The following is a 17,150-nucleotide window of genomic DNA, read 5'->3' on the forward strand; positions in this document are numbered from 1 at the left end:
TAGTTTCGATGATAAATCATCTCAGGTGCAACCAAATGCCACGTTCCGGCATTCGCCCTGAACTAGACATAACGCCATCGCTGGCGGGGTGTTTTTAAACTGATGCATTAATGAAAAACGGAAGTATTAAAACGTATAAAACGCACTATGGAGACGTTGCATGATGATGAACACACCAATGTTGGTGACATTTCTCGTTTATATATTTGGCATGATAATTATTGGCCTGATGGCCTACCGGGCGACGAATAACTTTGACGATTACATTTTAGGTGGCCGCAGCTTAGGCAGCGTAGTGACTGCACTTTCTGCCGGTGCCTCTGATATGAGCGGCTGGCTGCTGATGGGGTTACCCGGCGCGATTTTTCTGTCCGGTATTTCCGAAAGCTGGATCGCTATCGGCCTGACTTTGGGCGCCTATCTAAACTGGAAACTGGTCGCAGGCCGTTTGCGCGTGCAAACCGAGGCCAACAATAATGCGTTAACGCTGCCGGATTATTTCACTAGCCGTTTTGAAGATAAAAGTAAACTGCTGCGGGTGATTTCTGCCGTAGTGATATTGGTGTTCTTCACTATTTACTGTGCGTCTGGGATTGTGGCCGGTGCGCTGTTGTTTGAAAGTACCTTTGGCATGAGTTACAGCACCGCGCTGTGGGCCGGTGCCGCCGCAACCATCGCCTATACCTTTATCGGCGGCTTCCTCGCCGTGAGCTGGACCGATACCGTTCAGGCCACCCTGATGATTTTTGCTCTGATATTGACACCAATTATTGTCATTCTGGCCGTGGGCGGCATCGATACCTCGATTATGGTGATTAAAGCCAAAGACGCCGCCAATCTGGATATGTTGAAAGGGCTGAATATTGTCGCAATCCTGTCGCTGTTGGGCTGGGGTCTGGGCTACTTTGGTCAACCGCATATTCTGGCTCGTTTTATGGCGGCAGATTCCCATCACACCATCCGTAAGGCGCGTCGTATCAGCATGACCTGGATGATTTTGTGTCTGGCTGGCACCATTGCCGTGGGTTTCTTCGGTATTGCTTATTTCCAGCAAAACCCGGAGCTGGCGGGGCGTGTTTCCGAAAACGGCGAACGTATCTTTATCGAACTGGCGATGTTGCTGTTTAATCCGTGGATTGCCGGTATTCTGCTGTCCGCTATTCTGGCTGCGGTCATGAGTACCTTAAGCTGCCAGTTGCTGGTGTGTTCCAGTGCGATTACAGAAGATCTGTACAAAGCCTTCCTGCGTAAAAATGCCAGCCAGAAAGAACTGGTATGGGTTGGTCGCATGATGGTGCTGTTGGTTGCGGTTATCGCTATTGCTATCGCCGCCGATCCGGAAAACAAAGTTTTGGGTCTGGTGAGTAACGCCTGGGCAGGTTTCGGTGCGGCTTTCGGCCCCGTGGTATTGATTTCCGTACTGTGGTCACGCATGACTCGTAACGGTGCTCTGGCCGGTATGCTGGTTGGTGCAGGAACGGTGATTATCTGGAATAAGTTCGCGTGGTTTGGATTATACGAAATCATTCCGGGCTTTATTTTCGCCAGTATCGCGATTGTGATTGTCAGCCTGTTAGGCCGTGAACCTTCGAAAATTGTGACCGATCGTTTCCATAAAGCCGAAGCAGAATTCAAAACCATTTAAGACTTTCTATCCGCTCGCTGTCCGTTCAGGCAGGCAGTGAGCGCCTTCCTTATTTATCTCACCGCCTTGACACAATATTTTCCCAACCAATCCGTAGTTATAAATTCGTATCTCGAAAATAATCAGACATATTAATTGGCAACAATCCGAAAGAGCTTCTTGAGTTTTCCGATAGCAGAATGATAATCACTATCGTTTTAAGTTTTACTTTTTTTATCGATGGATTGATAATCAACATCGTTCGTGAGTTTTACCTTTCTTTACTTAAATTGACGTTACCCACCATCAGGGGTGTTAAGCATGTTCGTCCCATTTCTTATTATGTTTCGCGAAGGTCTTGAAGCTGCGCTGATTGTCAGCCTGATTGCCAGCTACCTGAAACGCACCCAGCGTGGTCAATGGATGGGCGCCGTCTGGGCTGGCGTTATTGTTGCTGCAGCGCTCTGCCTTGGGCTGGGTATCTTTATTAATGAAACTACCGGTGAATTTCCGCAGAAACAGCAAGAACTGTTTGAAGGTATAGTGGCGGTGATTGCCGTTTGCATATTGACCTATATGGTGTTCTGGATGCGCAAAGTATCCAAATCGGTCAAGGTTCATTTGGAAGGAGCTATCGATCACGCCCTGAACTCGGGTCGTCGTCAGAGCTGGGCGTTGGTGGCAATGGTATTTTTTGCCGTGGCGCGTGAAGGTCTGGAGTCGGTATTCTTTTTATTAGCCGCTTTCCAGCAGGATGTCGGCATTGCTGCACCTATTGGCGCTATTTTAGGATTAACCTGCGCCATTCTTGTCGGTATGGCAATCTACTGGGGCGGCGTGAAATTGCATCTGGCCAAATTCTTTAAATGGACCAGTCTGTTTATCCTCTTTGTTGCTGCCGGCTTGGCTGCCGGAGCCATTCGCGCATTCCATGAAGCGGGACTCTGGAACCATTTTCAGGATATCGCCTTCGATCTGACGAATGTGCTGTCAACGCATACCCTACTGGGCACCTTCCTAGAAGGTATATTGGGCTATCAGGAAGCACCGAGCGTCAGTGAAGTCGCCGTTTACTTTATCTATCTGATCCCAGCATTGATTTTCTTTTTCCTTCCGCAGCGCGAACTGACTGCATCCGACGCTCGAGCGGCGAATAAAACCAACCATTAATCTTATTTTTAGGTCAGGGAGTCATGACATGTCTAATCGGTTCTTCCGTCGTACCGCACTGCACGCCGCGTTGTTGGCGTTGCCCGCATTCGCTATTAGCGCCGGTGCGCAGGCTGCTGATGCTAAAGTTCCACAAATAAAAATCACCGTTAATGATAAACAGTGTGAGCCCATGGCGCTGACCATTCCGGCGGGAAAAACTCAGTTTGTGGTACACAATGCCAGCCAAAAAGGGCTGGAGTGGGAAATTCTGAAAGGCGTGATGGTGGTTGAAGAGCGTGAAAACATCGCACCGGGCTTTACGCAAAAAATGACGGCTAATCTGGAACCCGGTGAATACGACATGACCTGCGGGCTGTTGAGCAATCCGAAAGGCAAACTGATTGTCACCGCTACCGAAGGCGCCGTGGCGACGAAACCTGACGCTATGGCGTTAGTCGGGCCGATTGCGGAATACAAAGTGTATGTCACGCAAGAAGTTAATCAGTTGGTGATTCAAACTAAAGCCTTTACCGATGCGGTGAAAAAAGGTGATTTAGCGCTGGCACGCCAGCTGTATGCACCAACTCGTCAGCATTACGAGCGGATTGAACCTATTGCTGAGTTGTTCTCCGATCTGGACGGCAGCATTGACGCTCGCGAGGATGATTTCGAGCAGAAAGCCGCCGATCCTAACTTCAGCGGTTTCCATCGTCTGGAAAAAATCCTGTTCGGGGATAACACCACTAAAGGGGCGGATAAATTCGCCGAGCGTTTGTATCAGGATACATTAGAGCTGCAAAAACGAATCAAAGATCTGACCTTTACGCCGGGTAAAGTGGTGGGCGGTGCGGCAGGGCTGATTGAAGAAGTCGCGGCCAGTAAAATTAGCGGTGAAGAAGATCGCTATAGCCGTACCGATTTGTGGGATTTCCAGGCAAACGTAGACGGTGCGCAAAAGATAGTGAATTTGCTGCGTCCATTGCTGGAAAAAGCCGATAAACCACTGTTGCAAAAAATTGATGCCAATTTCAAAACCGTTGATACATTGCTGGCTAAATATCGCACCAAAGACGGCTTCGAATCCTACGAAAAACTGACTGATGCTGATCGGAATGCCATGAAAGGCCCTATTACCGCATTGGCGGAAGATTTGGCACAGCTGCGCGGCGTGTTAGGTCTGGATTGAGGTGGTTAACATGGTAATGAAAACCGGCCCATTAAATGGGCCGTCTCAGCCATCAGATGGTGCGGAATCGCCATCGCGCAGACGCCTGTTATTAGGCATGGGCGTGATGAGCGGCGCATTGGCACTGGGGGCGAATAAAGTGGCTCAGGCGGCAACGGCAGGTTCTGATGTTACCGCTGAAAAGAAAGATGAACGTTGGCAAAAACAACCGTTTTACGGCGCGCATCAAGCGGGAATTTTAACGCCGCAGCAAGCAGCAATGATGCTGGTCGCCTTTGACGTTTTAGCCACGACGCCTGCGGATCTGACGCGTTTATTTAAGTTGTTGACCCAAAGAATTGCTTTTCTCACCAGCGGTGGGCGTGCGCCGGAAATTGATCCCAAGCTGCCGCCGCTGGACTCGGGAATTATGGGGCCAGAAATTTATCCCGACAATTTGACTCTCACCCTGTCGGTCGGTAACTCATTGTTCGATGAACGTTTTGGTCTGCAGGCCAAAAAACCGCTGCATTTACAGAAAATGATCCGTTTTCCTAATGATTCATTAGATGCCAGTCTGTGTCACGGTGATATTCTGCTGCAAATCTGCGCGAATACTAACGAAACGGTGATTCACGCGCTGCGCGATATTATCAAGCATACGCCGGATCTACTTAGCGTGCGTTGGAAACGTGAAGGCTTCATTTCTGCCCATTCGGCGCGCAGTAAAGGTAAGGAAACGCCGATCAATCTGCTGGGCTTCAAAGACGGCACGGCAAACCCCAAAACCAATGATGTACCTTTAATCAGCCGGGTGGTTTGGGTGCCTGACAATGTGGGAGAGCCAGCTTGGGCGGTGGGCGGCAGCTATCAGGCTGCGCGTATTATCCGCTTTAAGGTGGAGTTTTGGGATCGAACTCCTTTGCAGGAGCAACAAACGATCTTTGGCCGAGATAAACACAGCGGGGCACCTTTGGGTATGGTTCATGAACACGATGAGCCGGATTACACCAAAGATCCAGACGGTAAAGTTATTCCACTGGATGCGCATATTCGCTTGGCGAATCCGCGTACCGTTGAAACTCAGGAAAACCTGATGCTACGCCGTGGCTACAGTTATTCATTGGGTGTATCGAACTCCGGTCAGTTGGATATGGGGCTGCTGTTTATCTGTTATCAGTCCAATCTGGAAAAAGCCTTTCTGGCGGTGCAAAAGCGGTTAAACGGCGAAGCGCTGGAAGAGTACGTCAAACCTATTGGCGGGGGGTATTTCTTTAGCCTGCCGGGCGTACCCGATGCGAATCATTATCTGGCTCAGGGGTTGTTGGAATCCTAATTATTGCCGGTTATTGAGTGTCTAAATAGCTGCGGTATCTGAAGATATTGCAGCTATTTTTTTTGATCGGAATTAACGTCTTGTGATAACAACCCAACCTAAAGGTTTATAAACGACTGGATTAATCAGCATGGATTAAATTTTTTTAATGGCTGTGAGTGATAAAAAACAACAATACATTCATTGAATTATTTAAAAAACATCATTTACTTTCTGCTCCATAATCAACCGCCTAGGTTTATCTTTTTATATTTATTTCGGAATAACTCTATATGTATCATTTGCATGAGTTATTTATAAATGGAATGCGTTGTGATATGACTAAATAAAACAGGTGTTTTACATGGTTTTTACGTTATGTAAATATTTAACACTATCAAAATACAACCTTACATAATAGAACATTGTTAATATTTCAAATTACTTTAATTTAGAATGGCAATTGCGAGAGTAAATATTTAGATATCATTACACTAAACTTATCAATCATATTATATAGAGGTGTTTATGAAACAAATGACTAAAGAAAAATCTCACTTAGTTTCTGGTGCAAACGGTATTACGATCAATAATTCTACGGTTACAATTGCATTTAATCCGTACAACAACGGTATGCCACCTTCAGTGTCAACGCCTGTCCCTCCAATTGATAATCCTGGAGTTATGCCAACACTGGATCCTATTCCTGTTGGTACGCAGCCTTTTCAGCAGGGAACCCTCATGCCAACACCGATGAGTCTTCAGTTTTATCAAAGACCTTACTGAGTCAAACTTGATGAGATTGTGATTTTAATTATCGATTGGCATTGCGCCTAAGCTGATATTCACTGAGCTTACTTTTATCATTAATAACGGAGTTAGCTACGGTGCATTTATGACCGTGGCTATTTCTATAACTGATTTTTTTTGTTAATGAACGCTGTGCGGATGATTATTATATGGTTAGATTCTTTAGATCATAGCGAGTACGACATTCACTGATGAGCGCTATATTTTGGGGGGCTTCTATGCTGTTCTCGAGGTGAATTCCATTATTACAAACGTAGTAAATGATATAGAAACATTATCAACTCTATAGAGCATAACGTTATGACCAGAGAAAGTATATTTCGGAAAGAAGTATTGGATAATCAGAAAGCAAGATGGAACGGTAAGGCACTTTTAATCAAAGGTGTCTCACCTTGGATCGTTTTAACCGTATCCATTGCTATTATTCTTATGCTTATTGCGTTACTTACTTTGGGTGAATATACGAGAAGAATTAATATTACCGGAGAGGTTATTACCGAATCTCACGCTATAAATCTGTTTTCCCCTCAACAGGGATTTATTACCCAATCCTTGGTTAGTGTTGGACAGAGCGTAAAAAAAGGGCAGCAGATTTATCAAATTGATATTAGCAGGGTAACAGATTCCGGTAATGTGAGTGGTAAAAATATGGCATCCATAGAAAAACAAATTATTGAGCTAGATAATCTTGTTCAACGAGTAAAAGAAAATAAGTTGTCAATTGCGATGAATCTGGAACAGCAGATAGCGCAAAATTCACATGCTTATCAGGAGTCGCTTAAACTCATCGAAGCCTCTAAGAAAGGCATGGCTGAGATGCAGCGTACCTTAGATAACTATCAGGAGTATCAAAGAAAAGGGCTTATTAGCAAAGACCAGTTGGCTAATCAGCGAGCAATATTTTATCAGCAGCAAAATGCCTATCAAAGTCTATATCGTCAAAGTATGCAGGAAAATACTCAGCTAACGACCCTTAGAACAGAAAAGAATATTCGCTTGGCTGATTTTGATAATCAGATTTCCCAGTATCAGTATCAGCGCATCGATCTTCAGCGGCAGCTCACTTTGGCCGAATCAAGCGGTGTGTTGGTTATAAATGCGCCCATCGACGGAAAAATAGAGTCATTGAGCGTAACGCCGGGGCAAATGGTTAATCTCGGCGACAGTTTGGCTCAGTTAACCCCAAAGGAAAGGAAGCAATATCGCTTGGTATTGTGGATACCTACTAGTAGCGCCCCCTATGTTATGGCCGGAGACAGAATCAATATCCGTTATGACGCTTTTCCATTTGAAAAGTTTGGCCAGTTTTCCGGACATATTATTTCTATTTCAGCCGTTCCTGCATCTTCTCAAGAAATGTCTACTTATAACAATATTCCCAAAGATTCGAATCGTAATATAGGAACGGCCTACTACAAGACGCTCGTCGCAATGGATGACCAGTCGCTTTTATATCAGGGACGACAATTGAAACTCTCCAATGGTTTAACGGCGCAGGCAACCATATTTATGGAGAAAAGACCATTGTATAAATGGATGTTTTCGCCGTTCTATGACATGAAAAAAAGCGTAGGTGGACCGATTCATGGATAAATTAACGGTGAAGGATCTTTTTAATCGCCTAGATTTTAATTTTCGTCGCCGGGTGCCCAGAATAATACAGGCAGAGGCGGCTGAATGCGGCCTTGCTTGCCTGGCTATGGTATGCGGATTTCACGGATTTCATGTGGATTTGTTTAATTTACGCAAGCAATACGGAATATCTCTCCAAGGGGCGACCTTAGCTCACCTAGTTGATATTGCAACTGCGCTTAAGCTTAAAACACGAGCGCTATCGTTGGATATAGAGGAAATTGATCAGCTTAAAACTCCTTGTATCTTGCATTGGGATCTTAATCATTTTGTCGTATTGGTTACGGTCAGCGCAACTTCGGTAGTTATTCACGATCCGGCAACAGGAAGGAGAGTGATATCAAAAACCGAGTTTTCCAAACATTTTACCGGCGTAGCGTTAGAACTGTGGCCAGCCAGCAACTTCAGCCAAAAAACACAAAAGAGTCGTTTAAAACTGGCTGATCTAATAAAGAATATTCGGGGACTAAGAGGGTTACTGATTAAGATTTTTTGCCTGTCTCTGTTGATTGAATCTATTAATCTATTGATACCAGTTGGTACGCAGCTGGTTATCGACCATGTCATAAACGCTGAAGATTATAATTTATTGGCATTAATCTGTATGGGGTTGGTCTTTTTTACGCTGTTCCGCACCTTCACCAGCGCATTCAGATCCTGGTTTTCTATAGTGTTAGATTCGCTGGTGGATGTGCAGTGGAAGGCTGGTTTGTTTGATCATTTGATGACTTTACCGCTATCGTTCTTTGAAAAGCGCAACTTGGGTGATATTCAATCGCGTTTTGATTCATTAGCAACACTGAGAGTGACGCTGACAACCAGCATAGTTAGCGCGATTATTGACGGGATTATGGCCGTCGGATTACTCATTATGATGATTCTCTACGGCGGCTGGCTGGTCTGGGTCGCCCTAGGATTCACTTCAATCTATATTCTGCTGCGTTTGTTAACTTATTATTATTTTCGCCAGGCGTCGGAAGAACAAATTATTAAAGATGCGAAGGCAAAAACGCACTTTATGGAAACTTTCTACGGCGTGTCCACGATTAAGGCTCTCGGCCTAACGGGCATTCGTGCTCAAAATTGGCTCAATCTCAGCATTGATGCTGTAAATGCAACTATTCATATCACTAAACTTAATATGTTGTTTGGTGGAGTGAACTCACTGATCGGCATGTTAGAACAGATTATTATTCTATGGATCGGCGCTTCTATGGTAATGGATGGGAATATGACGTTGGGTATGTATTTCGCCTTCAATACTTTCCGCGGACAATTTGCTGAGCGGGCATCAAATTTGATCAATCTGGCGTTTAGCTTGACCATGTTAACGTTGCACAGCGAGCGCATTTCGGACATCGCTTTGTCCGAGGGAGAGGTATTTAAGCCTACTCGGACCTTTATCAAGCGCGGTGAACCCGCGGAGTTGAAAATTCGTAATTTGTCCTTTCAATACGATTCATTTTCCAGACCGTTATTCTCAGAACTGACGCTAACAATTGCCGCAGGCGAAAGTGTAGCCTTGGTTGGACCATCAGGGATTGGAAAAACAACGCTGATGAACATTATTTCCGGACTGTTGGTTCCCACTAAAGGGGAGGTTTTGATCAATGGGATGGAGATAAACGCGTTAGGGCTGAATAACTATCGGGATTGTATCGCCTGCGTCTTACAGGAGGACAAATTATTTTCCGGTTCTATCGCTGAGAATATTGCCAGTTTTGATAAAAATATCGACCTAGAATGGGTGATTGCCTGCGCTCGTTATGCCAATATCAATGACGATATCGACAGCATGCCTATGGGCTACGAAAGTATTATCAGCGAACTGGGAGGGAGTTTGTCAGGAGGGCAAAAGCAGCGCCTACTCATTGCCAGAGCGTTGTACCGCCGACCAAGCATTCTATTTTTGGACGAAGCTACCAGCCATCTCGATCTCATTAACGAGGCAGCGATTAACTCGAGTATCGCTTCGCTGAATATTACCCGAATAATGATTGCCCATAGGCCGTCGACGATTGCGTCGGCACAGCGTGTCATCCATCTGGATCAACGCTCTTCTGTCGCTTTATAGCGCCGGTTGGCAGAAAAGGAGGGCGCCGCAAAGAGTATGCGATGCCCATTTGTTGTTAACTATTTAGTTTTGCTGTGATTTTTGCGACATGTTCACCCTGGAAGCGGGCAATGGCTAACTCTTCATTACTTGGCTGACGTGAACCGTCTCCGCCAGCGATAGTGGTTGCGCCATATGGCGTACCGCCGCGAGTGTGCGAGACATCAAACAGCTCTGGCGCCCCGTAGCCGATTGGCACAATAATAAAACCGTGGTGAGCCAAGGTCGTCCAGGTCGATGTGATCGTGTGTTCTTGCCCTCCGCCGGTACCGGTTGAGGCAAAAACGCTGGCAACTTTGCCATATAACGCGCCGGATGCCCATAAACCCCCAGTTTGGTCAAGGAATGTGCGCATTTGTCCCGCCATGTTACCGAAACGGGTAGGCGTACCGAAGATGATTCCGTCGTAGTCCGCTAATTCCTGCGGCGTGGCGACCGGTGCCGACTGATTGATTTTCCCGCCCGCCTTGGCGAAGGCTTCTGCAGGCATAGTTTCCGGTACGCGTTTTACCATCACTTCCACGCCATCAACTCTGCGAACCCCTTCTGCGATGGCTTCTGCCAGCGTTTCGATATGTCCATACATAGAGTAATAAAGCACTAAAATTTTCGCCATCTCGCCGTTCTCCAATTTTCGATAGGATGATGTTGATGAAGGGATAATAGTGAGCACATAAGACTCTTATTAAACATACTCCAATAAGGCGCAGGCGCAACTGCATAGACAGGCGTATATTTAGCTTTAAATGTGATGATGCTTAAAATGTAGGATGATTTAAGGTTTACGTAATTTATTTTGTAGTCGCTTCTGCTGCCAACGGTCCATCCAATTACCCAGGACAAAAATATTGATTGCCTGGATGGACAAGGAGATACCGAACCCTAATACTACCCACCCGATCCAGTAATACTGAGGCGAGGTGAACCAGTTAATCACAAACAGAAACAAGCAGAGTATTAGCGAACGAAACAATCTACGAAAGAAGTTCATTTCTTTTTCAACAGCCAGACGCGCATTTTCAACGCGCTGATCGATAGGGTCAGTCGCCTCCTTATTTTCTGCTGTCGTTTCACCTTGTTCATTCACTAAACACAGCTCATTCACCTTCAATTCCATAACTGCGGCAATAGCGCTTAATGTTTCAAGGCTCGCTTGTTCGCCATTTTCAATACGTTGTATGGTACGAACGCTTAGGGCGGCCATTTCGGCCAACTGTTCTTGTGACCAACCGCGTGCCAGTCTTAGATCTCGAATCCGATAAATAGCCATATCTTTCTTCCTGATAATAAGTTGTGTCCTCTCAACATAGAACGATGTGTAAGATGCCACCACGACAGGTACCTGACACTAAGATGACAGCAATAGGACATCAACCTGACAGCGTAATTATCCGTTGAATACTCACATAACGACACTTGTTTTTGCCTATGACGGTGACACAGATCTCACCTTGTTATTGCTCTCCGTACCGCATTTATATATCGGCTATGCTTGGCGCTAAGGTTTAATTAAATAGGATATTTATGGGCTCAATATTGTGCCGCGACGCAGATGGGTGCCTCACGATAGTGCAAGTTGTTGCAAATGGATGGTTGATTAAGCGCTTCTTTATTGATGGGGAAGTCTGGGGACCTATTGAGGTTAATAGCGCGGATGAAATGGTGATTTTAGGCGTGAAATTTTCAGAACGAGGTTGGTTAAGTATTAAGGGAACAATTCATACAGACCCTCAGGTATTACGTCGACAATTATCGTGTAGGTGATCATATTTATATCGCCTGACTTTAACCAGCTTGTTATTGTAGTTTCAATTTGCGTTAGAAGAAAAAATCAATAGCGAGTGATGATCTGGGGGAATAAAGCTCAGCGGATTACGATTGAGTTTATTTACACAAATAACATAATAATCTTTGATTAAGAGAGAAAAAAAGCGTGGCTCTGGCTGACCCAATACCACGCTTTTTTATCACCATTTAAATGCTCTGGCTTGTCGCCCAATCATTCCAAGGGGCTATTTATTTTCATACAAACGGGTTCTGCGTTTTTTCAGGAGACTGTAAGACACAGCCAGAATAACAAACCACAGCGGCGTCACAATTAGCGCCTGACGGGTATCTTCCTGCAAAGTCAGTAACACTAATACAAAGGCAAAGAACGCCATACAAACCCAGGACATAAAAATACCTGCAGGCATTTTATAAATGGATTTTTTGTGCAGGGCAGGGCGACGTTTGCGATATACCAGATAAGAACACAGAATGATGGTCCAAACGAACATAAATAGAATCGCAGATACGGTGGTGACCAACGTAAATACGGTCATGACGTTAGGAATCAGGTAAATAAGAACGACTCCGCCTAATAGGCAAATACATGAAAAGGTTAAGCCGGAAGCCGGAACCGAACGGCGTGATAACACCCCAAATTGTTTAGGTGCGTCGCCTTCTTTAGCCAAACCAAACAGCATACGGCTGGTGGAGAATACGCCGCTGTTGGCGGAAGATGCCGCAGAGGTAAGCACGACAAAGTTAATCACGCTAGCCGCCGCGGGCAGGCCGACTAGAACAAACAGCTCAACGAATGGACTTTTATCAGCCACCACGGAACTCCACGGGGTCACCGACATAATCATGATCAAAGAAAATACATAGAACATGATAATCCGAATCGGGATAGAGTTAATTGCGCGAGGTAAGACGACTTCTGGATCTTTGGTTTCTGCGGCAGTGGTGCCAACTAGCTCAATTCCCACGAAAGCAAATACGGCAATCTGGAAACCAGCGAAGAAACCGCTAATTCCTTTCGGGAACATGCCGCCATCATTCCACAGGTGGTTGAACGAGGCCACTGTGCCTGACGGAGATTGGTAGCTCATTAATACCATGGTTAAACCGGCAAAAATCAAAGCGACGATAGCCACAATCTTAATCATGGCAAACCAGAACTCCATTTCCCCGAACATTTTTACCGTCGCAAGATTCAGAGATAGCAGTAATAGAACCACTAACAATGAAGCGATCCACTGTGAGAAGCCGGGGAACCAAAATTGCGCATAGGCAGTAATTGCTACCACATCGGCTATGCCAGTTATTACCCAACAAAACCAATAGGTCCAACCGGTAAAGAATCCAGCCCACGGACCGAGAAGGTCGGCGGCAAAATCGCTGAAAGATTTATATTTCAGATTGGATAATAGCAATTCTCCCATGGCGCGCATGACGAAAAACAGCATGAAGCCGATGATCATGTAGACGAAAATGATTGATGGGCCAGCTAGACTGATGGTTTTCCCCGATCCCATAAACAGCCCGGTGCCGATAGCACCACCGATGGCAATTAACTGAATATGGCGGTTGGAAAGGTTTCTCTGGAGATGTTCTTCCGGTTCTTGTTCCGATTTTATTGCTATCTTGGATTGGTCTACCATCTTTCCCATTCCCTCTTCCTGTGTTGTGATGTTTTTTTGAGCTCTAAATTGGCTCTTTGGGTTATTTACTCTGTCTGTTGAACTCTGTCATTTGGGGCATGCATTAATGAAGATAGATTAAATTTAATATAACAATAACATTTTTTATACAATATTCTCCATGTTGCCTGATGGCTACTGTTTAAATTTCACTCAGTGATATTTGTTAACTGCATCACAATAATTAGAATTACACCATGTTCCCTGACAACTAACAATAATCGCCTGTGTTACTCGCTTAATTAATGAGTTGTCGCCATGTCGCCATATAGAACATATGACAGGGAAAAATCGGATGAAGTGTTTGACACCCAGACCCAACAGGAGAATAATTCTCGCGTTGGGTCGTTAGCTCAGTTGGTAGAGCAGTTGACTCTTAATCAATTGGTCGGCGGTTCGAACCCGCCACGACCCACCAACAAAGCCAAAAACATCAATGAATTACAAAATCCTCATTTGAAGCCAGCCAAAACAGTGGCGACAAATTGGCGGCAGAAATTTTGGGCGACACAGCTATTCTGGCATTAAAAAACCCGCGCAAGAGCAGATTATATTTTATGATTCAAATATAATTAAAAATTGAGCGTTGATTGCCCTTGAATAGGGAAATTTAACGGGGCTTTTTTCATCTTACCGAGAGTCATAATAGAACGAATAAAAGTTTCCATAGTGATGAAAGTGTGTCCGCAATTAATATTGGCGCACTGATTATATCTTACTTTAGTTTCTGTAGATATTTCTCTACTGGATCGGCTGTGTGCCGAACAACCAAAAATGGGGCAATGTATAAAGCTTATATTACAGCTATTTTTGAGAAAGAGATTAGAAGTCTATTTTCGAAAGACTCTGATTGAAAGATTACTAAGACGCAAGCCACCTATATTCTAGCTATTGTCAGTGTCCCTGCTTTAGTTCCACATACTTTTTGAGCTTTTCGGTTTCCAAGCCATTTGCTGGCATCAGAATGTTAAGGGCGTTATGGGACTGCTCACTGTTATATTCAGCCAGCGTTTCGTGCTCTTCCGTGTTGTATTCAGCGTTACAAATAGGCGAAAACCAATATTTCTGTCCAGTACGTCCTGTTAAAACGTTCGATAAACGCGTTCTGGATGGGATACATACAAAAGGTGTAGAATCCTGAAAGATAGACATTTACTTATGGATGAGTAGTATTATGGATTCACTGTTTTATGCCATTGTTGAAGCAATGATCGGGTTTGTTGTGAATGTATTTTTAAGTTTATTTAAAATTTTTTCTGACCTTATTGATACCATTTATTCATCAACTAATGGGAACAAATGGCGGCGTATATTAATTACGCTATGTACGTTTTTTTCATTGCTGGGAATAGCGATTATTCTGGCAGTTTTATACCATTGAATATCAGATTAGGTAAGTTTTCCCCTGCCGTTCATTAATGCTTCCAATTTCAAATCTGGTGATAAAACCAGCTAAATGCAGTTGTGATAATCCCAATCAATACAACATTGGTCAGACAAGGCTTTTCGCTCTGAAATGAAGTTTTTCACTTCTTCCTTGGTTCAACTGCAGATTTAACGAGAAAGCATGGTTAATGTATACAGAAGTTATACTTCATCATTGCAAATGGTTATTATTCTTATTTGTGTTTTAAACGGTTATCCGCGTTCAATCAAAGAAGATTAAACGCAACCGATTTTGTTTAAATTATGGGTTAATAAGTTTGAGTCACGGGGGAGAGAATGACTCAGACAGGTAAAAAATATGCATTCATAGGGGGTTAAATGGGCAATAGCATAAATTTAATTCCAGGTCGAATTCTAACCAATTTAGACTAAATGCTTTGATGTATAAGATAAAAAATTGATGATAAACACAATAAAAAGGCGAGGGATAGAATGATGCAGATGAAAGTTACAGAAAACGACTGACGGTATAGTTTACGGATTAATAAAGACGTCATGGTTGGAATCTCAACGTTACTGCAGTGTGAATTTAATCCATACGGTATTGTTTCTTTATGTGATTAATCCATATCTACATTATCAATGATTATAGAATAGTTACCTTTCTCACATTAAGCTTTTTCTGCCGATTTGAATTGATTTCATCCTCTCTGTGAATTTGCTCACATATCTTCATCTTTTACAAAAATAACAAACTACGCAAAGCCTTCACTCTTTATCAAACTAAGCCATACTGAGAGGCGACTTTATTTAACTGCGGAGCTATCCTCTTTATGAAGAACCCGACGCTTATTCAATTTTTCCATTGGTATTCCCCCGGCGGAGGTCAACTTTGGCAAGAGGTTCGTGATAAAGCCTCGCAACTGAGAGATATAGGAATAACTGTAGTCTGGCTTCCGCCTGCCTATAAGGGTGCGTCTGGCGGTTATTCCGTGGGCTATGACACATACGATTTATTTGATTTAGGGGAGTTTGAGCAAAAAGGGAATCGTGCGACAAAATATGGTGATAGAGAGGCATTACAGGCTGCAGTTGATCGTCTGCAAGAATGCGAGATTCAGGTTCTTTATGATGTTGTATTTAATCATAAAATGGGGGCGGACGAAAAAGAACCTGTAAGAGTATCGAATGTAGAAGAAAATAACCGTAATCACATTGCTGATGAAGTTATAGACGCACAAGCTTATACACGCTTTACGTTTCCCGCCCGCGCAGGCCAGTATTCTCAATTTATTTGGGATCAGACTTGTTTTAGTGGGATAGATTCTATTGAAGACCCGTCGGCTAACGGCATATTTAAGATTATTAATGATTATGGTAATGATGGTTGGAGCGATCAGGTCGATGATGAATTAGGTAATTTCGATTACCTGATGGGGGCTAATATAGAGTTTCGTAACCCCGCCGTAAAGGAGGAATTAAAGTACTGGGGACGTTGGCTATTAGACTCGTTACCTTGTGATGGTTTCCGTCTAGATGCGGTTAAACATATTCCTGCATGGTTTTATAAAGAGTGGATAGATCATGTACGTGAGCATGCTCAGAATGACCTTTTGGTTATTGCAGAATACTGGTCGCCTGATATTGGCAAACTTCAGAAATATCTCGAGCAGGTGGAAGGTAAACTGATGTTGTTTGATGTGGCGTTACAACATAAGTTTCATCAAGCTTCAAAGTCCGGTGATGGTTTCGATCTCGCTCAAATATTTTCCAATACGTTGGTGGATACCAATCCTATGAATGCGGTCACGCTGGTGGCTAATCACGACACTCAACCGCTTCAGTCCCTCGAGTCCCCTGTCGAACCCTGGTTTAAACCTCTGGCATATGCATTAATTTTATTAAGGGAACAGGGGGTTCCTTGCGTTTTTTACCCTGATCTTTATGGTGCAAACTATCAGGATGAAGGTGACGATGGTGAGGAGTATCAAATAGAGATGCCGATAATCGCAGAATTGGAGCGGCTTATTCAGGCGAGGCAGAAATTTGCTCACGGCGCGCAGTCGGAATATTTTGATGATAATAACTGTATTGCGTTTGTGCGTTCAGGTAATGAACACCAGCCTGGCTGTGTTGTTATCATGACTAACGGTGCTGATGCTGAGAAAAATATCTTTTTAGGTGAAGATTTTAAACATCATCGATTCGGCGATTTTTTAGGTAATCGACAAGATATCGTGGTTATTGATGAGCAGGGGCATGGGGTGTTTGGCGTTAATGGGGGCAGTGTGAGCCTGTGGGTACTGGAAGAGTTCCTGTGAGCTCAGAGGTGTCACATATGCAGTTAAGTTTGTTAGTAGCTGACTAATAATTAAGTAAATTTAATGTTTATGTTTTTCTAATCCCTTATATTTTGGCCTTTTGTGCTGAAAATTTACTATTTTTAGCGCTTCATACCTTATACCCATTTATGGTTAGCTTCAGAA

At 44.0% G+C, this 17,150-nt stretch carries 12 protein-coding genes, 1 tRNA gene and 1 pseudogene; 9 read left to right on the forward strand and 5 right to left on the reverse strand.

What is annotated here, in order from left to right; translation table 11 throughout:
* Positions 1 to 160: 160 nt before the first annotated feature.
* The 7 genes from putP to AD970_RS06690 all read left to right on the forward strand — a co-directional run bounded on the left by putP (position 161) and on the right by AD970_RS06690 (position 9,772).
* A complete protein-coding gene (gene putP / locus AD970_RS06665; protein WP_049597544.1) occupies positions 161 to 1,645 on the forward strand; it encodes a sodium/proline symporter PutP in 1,485 nt (494 codons plus the stop codon).
* 300 nt (positions 1,646 to 1,945) lie between these two features.
* Positions 1,946 to 2,794 carry an iron uptake transporter permease EfeU gene (gene efeU, locus AD970_RS06670; protein WP_049597545.1) on the forward strand — a complete coding sequence of 283 codons (849 nt, stop codon included), beginning with the start codon at positions 1,946 to 1,948 and terminating at the stop codon, positions 2,792 to 2,794.
* A 28-nt stretch (positions 2,795 to 2,822) separates the two neighbouring features.
* Positions 2,823 to 3,962, forward strand: a complete 1,140-nt coding sequence (efeO, locus tag AD970_RS06675) for an iron uptake system protein EfeO (RefSeq protein WP_049597546.1) — start codon at positions 2,823 to 2,825, stop codon at positions 3,960 to 3,962.
* 10 nt (positions 3,963 to 3,972) lie between these two features.
* Positions 3,973 to 5,277, forward strand: a complete 1,305-nt coding sequence (efeB, locus tag AD970_RS06680; RefSeq protein WP_049597547.1) for an iron uptake transporter deferrochelatase/peroxidase subunit — start codon at positions 3,973 to 3,975, stop codon at positions 5,275 to 5,277.
* Between the two features lie 507 nt (positions 5,278 to 5,784).
* The gene (locus AD970_RS19570; RefSeq protein ID WP_157045471.1) at positions 5,785 to 6,042 is read left to right on the forward strand and encodes a hypothetical protein; all 258 of its coding nucleotides are present in this window, start codon (positions 5,785 to 5,787) and stop codon (positions 6,040 to 6,042) included.
* A 324-nt stretch (positions 6,043 to 6,366) separates the two neighbouring features.
* Complete coding sequence (locus AD970_RS06685; protein ID WP_049597548.1) at positions 6,367 to 7,659, forward strand: HlyD family secretion protein; 1,293 nt, start codon at positions 6,367 to 6,369, stop codon at positions 7,657 to 7,659.
* Positions 7,652 to 9,772, forward strand: a complete 2,121-nt coding sequence (locus AD970_RS06690; RefSeq protein WP_049597549.1) for a peptidase domain-containing ABC transporter — start codon at positions 7,652 to 7,654, stop codon at positions 9,770 to 9,772. Before AD970_RS06685 ends, AD970_RS06690 begins: the two co-directional genes overlap by 8 nt.
* Positions 9,773 to 9,827: 55 nt before the next feature.
* Here the strand turns inward: AD970_RS06690 and wrbA are convergent, their stop codons facing one another.
* From wrbA to cycA, 3 genes are all read right to left on the reverse strand, one after another.
* Entirely contained in the window at positions 9,828 to 10,427 is a 600-nt protein-coding gene (wrbA, locus tag AD970_RS06695; RefSeq protein ID WP_049597550.1) for an NAD(P)H:quinone oxidoreductase, read from the reverse strand.
* Positions 10,428 to 10,586: 159 nt separating this feature from the next.
* Entirely contained in the window at positions 10,587 to 11,081 is a 495-nt protein-coding gene (locus AD970_RS06700; RefSeq protein ID WP_049597551.1) for a helix-turn-helix domain-containing protein, read from the reverse strand.
* 742 nt (positions 11,082 to 11,823) lie between these two features.
* On the reverse strand, positions 11,824 to 13,239 hold the full coding sequence (gene cycA / locus AD970_RS06710; protein ID WP_209429067.1) for a D-serine/D-alanine/glycine transporter: 1,416 nt from the start codon (positions 13,237 to 13,239) through the stop codon (positions 11,824 to 11,826).
* A gap of 381 nt (positions 13,240 to 13,620) precedes the next feature.
* Here cycA and AD970_RS06715 point away from each other — a divergent pair.
* Positions 13,621 to 13,696, forward strand: a tRNA-Lys gene (locus AD970_RS06715).
* Between the two features lie 154 nt (positions 13,697 to 13,850).
* On the opposite strand, the gene AD970_RS18705 is transcribed toward AD970_RS06715, so the two are convergent.
* Together AD970_RS18705 and AD970_RS20515 are read right to left on the reverse strand one after the other, a co-directional pair.
* Positions 13,851 to 14,066 (reverse strand): ogr/Delta-like zinc finger family protein, encoded by a 216-nt coding sequence (locus AD970_RS18705; protein WP_072080600.1) that lies wholly within the window; start codon positions 14,064 to 14,066, stop codon positions 13,851 to 13,853.
* A 120-nt stretch (positions 14,067 to 14,186) separates the two neighbouring features.
* A pseudogene (locus AD970_RS20515) lies at positions 14,187 to 14,392 on the reverse strand (integrase core domain-containing protein); the annotation flags it as partial.
* A gap of 1,105 nt (positions 14,393 to 15,497) precedes the next feature.
* Between AD970_RS20515 and amyA the strand changes: the two are divergent.
* The gene (gene amyA / locus AD970_RS06725) at positions 15,498 to 16,985 is read left to right on the forward strand and encodes an alpha-amylase (RefSeq protein WP_049597555.1); all 1,488 of its coding nucleotides are present in this window, start codon (positions 15,498 to 15,500) and stop codon (positions 16,983 to 16,985) included.
* Positions 16,986 to 17,150: the final 165 nt, after the last annotated feature.

The organism is Yersinia nurmii (assembly GCF_001112925.1).
GTDB classification, from domain to species: Bacteria; Pseudomonadota; Gammaproteobacteria; order Enterobacterales; family Enterobacteriaceae; genus Yersinia; species Yersinia nurmii.